Source organism: Bradyrhizobium sp. P3_C3 (genome assembly GCF_056402655.1).
In genome coordinates, this window is record NZ_JBFUGY010000111.1 from 1 (window position 1) to 4,732 (window position 4,732).

At 58.0% G+C, this 4,732-nt stretch carries 3 protein-coding genes and 1 pseudogene; all 4 read right to left on the bottom strand.

The window, feature by feature from the left end; all coding sequences use genetic code 11:
- Window positions 1–368 (bottom strand): sugar phosphate nucleotidyltransferase (locus AC1DW2_RS43375; RefSeq protein WP_477009161.1); only part of this gene is annotated, 368 nt, incomplete at its 3' end.
- Between the two features lie 23 nt (window positions 369–391).
- Window positions 392–1,415 (bottom strand): annotated as a pseudogene (locus AC1DW2_RS43380) (NAD-dependent epimerase/dehydratase family protein).
- 748 nt (window positions 1,416–2,163) lie between these two features.
- Entirely contained in the window at window positions 2,164–3,408 is a 1,245-nt protein-coding gene (locus AC1DW2_RS43385; protein ID WP_477009162.1) for an NAD(P)-binding domain-containing protein, read from the bottom strand.
- The coding region (locus AC1DW2_RS43390; RefSeq protein ID WP_477009163.1) for an ATP-grasp domain-containing protein at window positions 3,405–4,732 on the bottom strand (1,328 nt) is incomplete at its 5' end. The genes AC1DW2_RS43390 and AC1DW2_RS43385, both read right to left, overlap by 4 nt.

Consider the following 4,732-nt stretch of genomic DNA (forward strand, 5'->3'; position numbering starts at 1 on the left):
GCGTTGTCCTGCACCACGTGGTCGGCGGCGAGCGCGAGCACGATCGCGTCACTGGCGCGGTTCTGCGCGAATACCGCGCCCGCGGCGATCGCGGGGCCGGAATCGCGCCGCATCGGCTCGAGGATCACGTCGGCCTCGATGCCGATCTCGGCGAGCTGCTCCAGCACCATGAAGCGATAGGACGCATTGGTGATGACGATCGGACGATCGAACAGCGAGGGATCCGACACGCGCAGCAGCGTGTCCTGGAAGGTCGAGCGCGTGCCGAACAGCGGCAGGAATTGCTTGKGACGCACCTCGCGCGAAGCGGGCCACAGGCGCGTGCCGGCACCGCCGCACATGATCAGGGGAATAATTTTTTGAGACACGTGCGAGCTACTCATGTGAGGGGTTATACAAGGTGATACTGTCGATACCATTCGACAAAGCGGCCCAAGCCGTCGGCCAGCAGCGTCGAAGGCGCGAAGCCGACGTCGCGTTGCAAGGCCGAAATGTCGGCGCGTGTCTCCAGGACGTCGCCGACTTGCATCGGCAGAAGCTGGCGGATCGCGGGCTGACCGATGATCTTTTCCAGCGTCTCGACGAATTCGATCAGATTGACCGACCTGTTGTTGCCGATGTTGTAGACGCGATACGGCGCGTAACTTGTCGAGCATTCCGGCTGCTCGGCGTTCCACGCAGGATTCGGGACCGCGGGCCGGTCGAGCGTGCGGATCACCCCCTCGACGATGTCGTCGACATAGGTGAAGTCACGCCACATATTGCCATTATTGAAAATCTTGATCGGCTCATTGGCGAAGATCGCACGCGTGAACAGATAGGCGGCCATGTCGGGCCGTCCCCACGGACCGTAGACCGTGAAGAATCGGAGACCGGTCACCGGCAGTCCGTGAACATGCGCGAACGTATGCGCCATCAGCTCGTTGGCCTTCTTACTCGCGGCATTAAAGGCTGACCGGATGATTCACCGAATGCTCGGTCGAGTACGGCAAGGTACGGTTGGCGCCATATACGGAGCTCGACGAGGCGTAGACAAGATGCCACACTATGGCGCCGACTGGCTTCGAGCACGGTGACAAAGCCGTCACAATTGGCGCGGATGCTGATGATGGGGTCGTCGATCGACGCCCGCACTCCCGGCTGGTCCGCGAGGTGAACGACGCGATTGGGCGAGACCTCGTCGAACACGCGCGTCACCGCGGCAAAATCCGCGAGGTCGATCTTGTAGAAGCTGCAGCGAAGCCAGGACGGTGCTTGAGCGTTTCGAGTCGCGCACGTTTCAATGCCGGGTCGTAATATGGCGTGAACGAGTCGATACTAACGACCTGTTCGCCACGTGCCAACAGCCGTTCACAAACATGCATTCCGATGAAGCCGGCGGCGCCGGTCACGATCACTGGCCGAAAACTTGTCATCTCATTCATTCCGCGAAGCAATGCCAGACCAAGACATGAGAGGCAAGGACATGACGACCAAGACAATCATCAAACCAAGCGGGTCTCTGTAAGCGCATCGAAATGTGTAGGAAACATGATCCGTCATGCATTGTCGCATGCTATCCGCCTGCCAGTACGCTCGGATCATAGCGTCACATGTGCTACACCTCATAGATCGTATATTCGGCGCGATTGCCCACTCTTGAGGCATCGTTCGCGCGAAATACCCGCTTAGAAAAAAGATCGGCTTTGAAACTCTCCATCAACGGCAGATTCCCGTCACAGTCGCTCGATATCTACAACCTTGCGGAGCCTCGCGCCGCTCGCGAGCAAGCGGTCCATTGCTTTGACCAATTCGGCGGCGTAACGCTGAACGCCACCAAGCGGATCAGATTGCCAGGCGTCACGGACTTGTGGCATTTACCGCAAGTTGCAAATTTTCCGGATGGAACGTATTCTAGCGGCCTTATCCCGTCTATCGGGGTAACAGATCTTACGTGGCCTTCGAATGGAATATGCGGGTTGCGATCTTATCGGGATCGAAGCCCCACGCCTCGGTGATTTCGAGTTCTCTGATACATCGATATCTACGACGCGCGTAGTCCGCCGCCGTGCCGAGCCGCGACGAACCGAAAGTTTGCGGGGTGGTGGCGCTGCCGCATGGGTAGCAGCTGGGCAGACCTAGCCACCGACAAAGCAGCCCCCTACCCGGTGTGGCCGATGACGATCACACCGAGCGAGACGCGCGCGCCCTGCGCCGGTGCACCCACTGTTGGCCGCCCAGAAGGCCGGCTCGCGCTGACAGACGGGTCGAGACAACTCGCGCGCTGTATTCGGCACCTATCACGAAGCGAAAGAGCGGCCCGAAGCTCATCGCGGACGCGGGACCGACAAAGTGAAGTCCCGATACCGACGTTTCGAAGCTGGCGTTCAGTTTTGGCGCCCGCCCGAGACGTTGGATGGCACACCGCAGATGCTCAGAGATGAACGTCAGACGTCCAACATCGATCTCGTATCCGCTACCGGCGATGACATGGTCAACCATCAGCCGACGTTCACCTGCATCACTTGCAAGGCGCAGCGCCACACGCCCGGACACTTCGCGCGCATTAACGACAGTTGCTCCGAGATGGATCGGCAACCGAGTTTCAACTCGGGGGCGGAGCCACCATGCCCCCTCTGCTGGCAGGTGGCCTTCAACGAACCGAGTTCGCCATCTGGCGGGCACTCGATGCATCGCGCCCGGAAATTGGGTAAGCGCCTTGGCTTTTAGCCCGCGGCCCAGCCCTGAGATAGGCCAGCGCAGGCGTTCCCAGAAACTAGGTTCGAGCGAGGAGCGATCATGCCAGCGAACCGAGCTCTCCCGTACGAGGAGTTGGGGCCGAGCGCCAGCTTCGCACAATAAGGCAGCCGCTTCGAGAGCTGATTGACCAGCCCCTATCACCGCGACGTCGCGCCCTGTGAACGCAGCGAAGCTGGTAACCCCGGACGTATGGACTGCAAGATCCGGTGGCAGGGATGCGAGCACGGGCGGAACATACGCAAAGCCTGACAACCCGGTTGCAACTACTACCCGACCTGCGATGAATCGTTCTCCATCAGAGAGAGAGATAACAAAATCGTCACCCTGCCGATCGACATTCTCGACCTCGACGGGCTCGACCCAAGGCACGTTGTGTTGCTGAAACCAACGCCCGTACTCCGTGAAATTCGCGATCGAGCATGGCTCGAAAGTCTCAAGTCCGCGGGGCCCATTATAATCAGCGAAGGAATAGCCCGGCGCCGGTGTAGAAAGATTGGTCCCAAAACAGAAGGATTTGAGATAGCGCTCGCCGCCGGCCTCGGAGATATCAGACCAGAATCGCATCGGGTGTCCAAAAATGCGATTTCCTACCTTACGCGCCGAAAGATGTGCGGCGAGCGAAAGTCCATAGGGACCGGCTCCGATGATCGCGACGGCGACCCGGCTCATGACGGTTCCTGGACTTGCTGTGGCATCCAAGCGGCGTCTAGCGCTGTCAAACGCATGAACCGCGGTAAAGCTTTGACGCCCAGATAGATTTGCGAGAGGGAATGGATTAACGAAGGAACTGGATCGCTGCGGTCGGCGACGTAATCGACCGCATCGGCTGCGTTCTTTCGAAGCCAGGCACGCCAATACACGCGATCCTCATGCGATATTCGCCTTGTGATAGTCTGAGCAAAAAGGAACGCGCGCACGGAAAATCTATCGCAAAAGACAATTCGCTCACTCTCCTGCACTTGCGCCTTCCTGACTGCTTCGCGCAAGGAAGTAGTGTCACCAGCAGCGCCAAGGCACGCAAGGAAAGGAAGTGGCATACCTCGGCGTATGTCCATCCCGATTTGATTAAACAGGCGCGGGTTAAAGTCGATAACCGCCCAACGGCCATCGAACAAAACAAACTCAACCTCGAAGATTCCAAAATATTCCAACTCTCGACAAAGGCGGCGAACTGCATCTGAAAGCGCCGGGGCTGGTGGCAGCGATTCAAAGCAGAGCCCAACCCCCATGGGCTGGGATCGCTGCAACACCTTGGTTGCGCTACGGGTAACGAACAGCTCTCCTGTCCTATCGATGAACCCTGTCACCGAATGCACACCCTCGCTTCCTACACGGACAAACTGTTGCAGAATGGGCAAGTGGGCATCAGCCCAAAATTGGGTATCAGCCGTCCGGACCCGCTCGCGATCAAGAAACAGTTGATATTTTCTCAACAGTTCACTGCTCGAGTAGGCCACTATCCCCTTATCGTGCCTTAGGCGATGAACATGAGTGCGCGGCTTTATAAGGATAGGATAGGGTAAGTTTGGCGCCAACTCCGCGACATCATCGATGTTTCGTGGATTCCAACTCGGCAACACGGTGAGGCCGGCGTTGATTGCAGCATCCGCGAGAAGCTTCTTGTCAAGAATGCGCTGCAAGGTCGCAGTCGACGGTTGATACATACAAAAATACCGAGCCAGAAGTGCGGCGTTTTTTGCGTATATCCAGGCAGTCTGGTCCGACGTCGGCAACAAGATCTTGCCGTGATCGGCCGCACCAATCGCCACAAGCCGTTCAAGAAACGGTTGGCCTTTGCTTTCCGGCGGCGCGGAATAGACGCGTGCCGTGTGACGTGACCAGGCTGCAGCGTCAAGGCGTTGGCTTGACAGGACGCCGACGTCGATATTGTTTCTCACGAGATGGCGGACAGCAGCGATCGTTCCACCAAACGAAGCGGACGCTAAAAGCACAGAAAGATCTTTGTTTGAAATGCACACTATATACCATCTTC

Excerpts from the sequence above, each read along its gene's own strand:
- AC1DW2_RS43385 (WP_477009162.1), bottom strand. The coding sequence starts at position 3,408 with ATGAGCCGGGTCGCCGTCGCGATCATCGGAGCCGGTCCCTATGGACTT.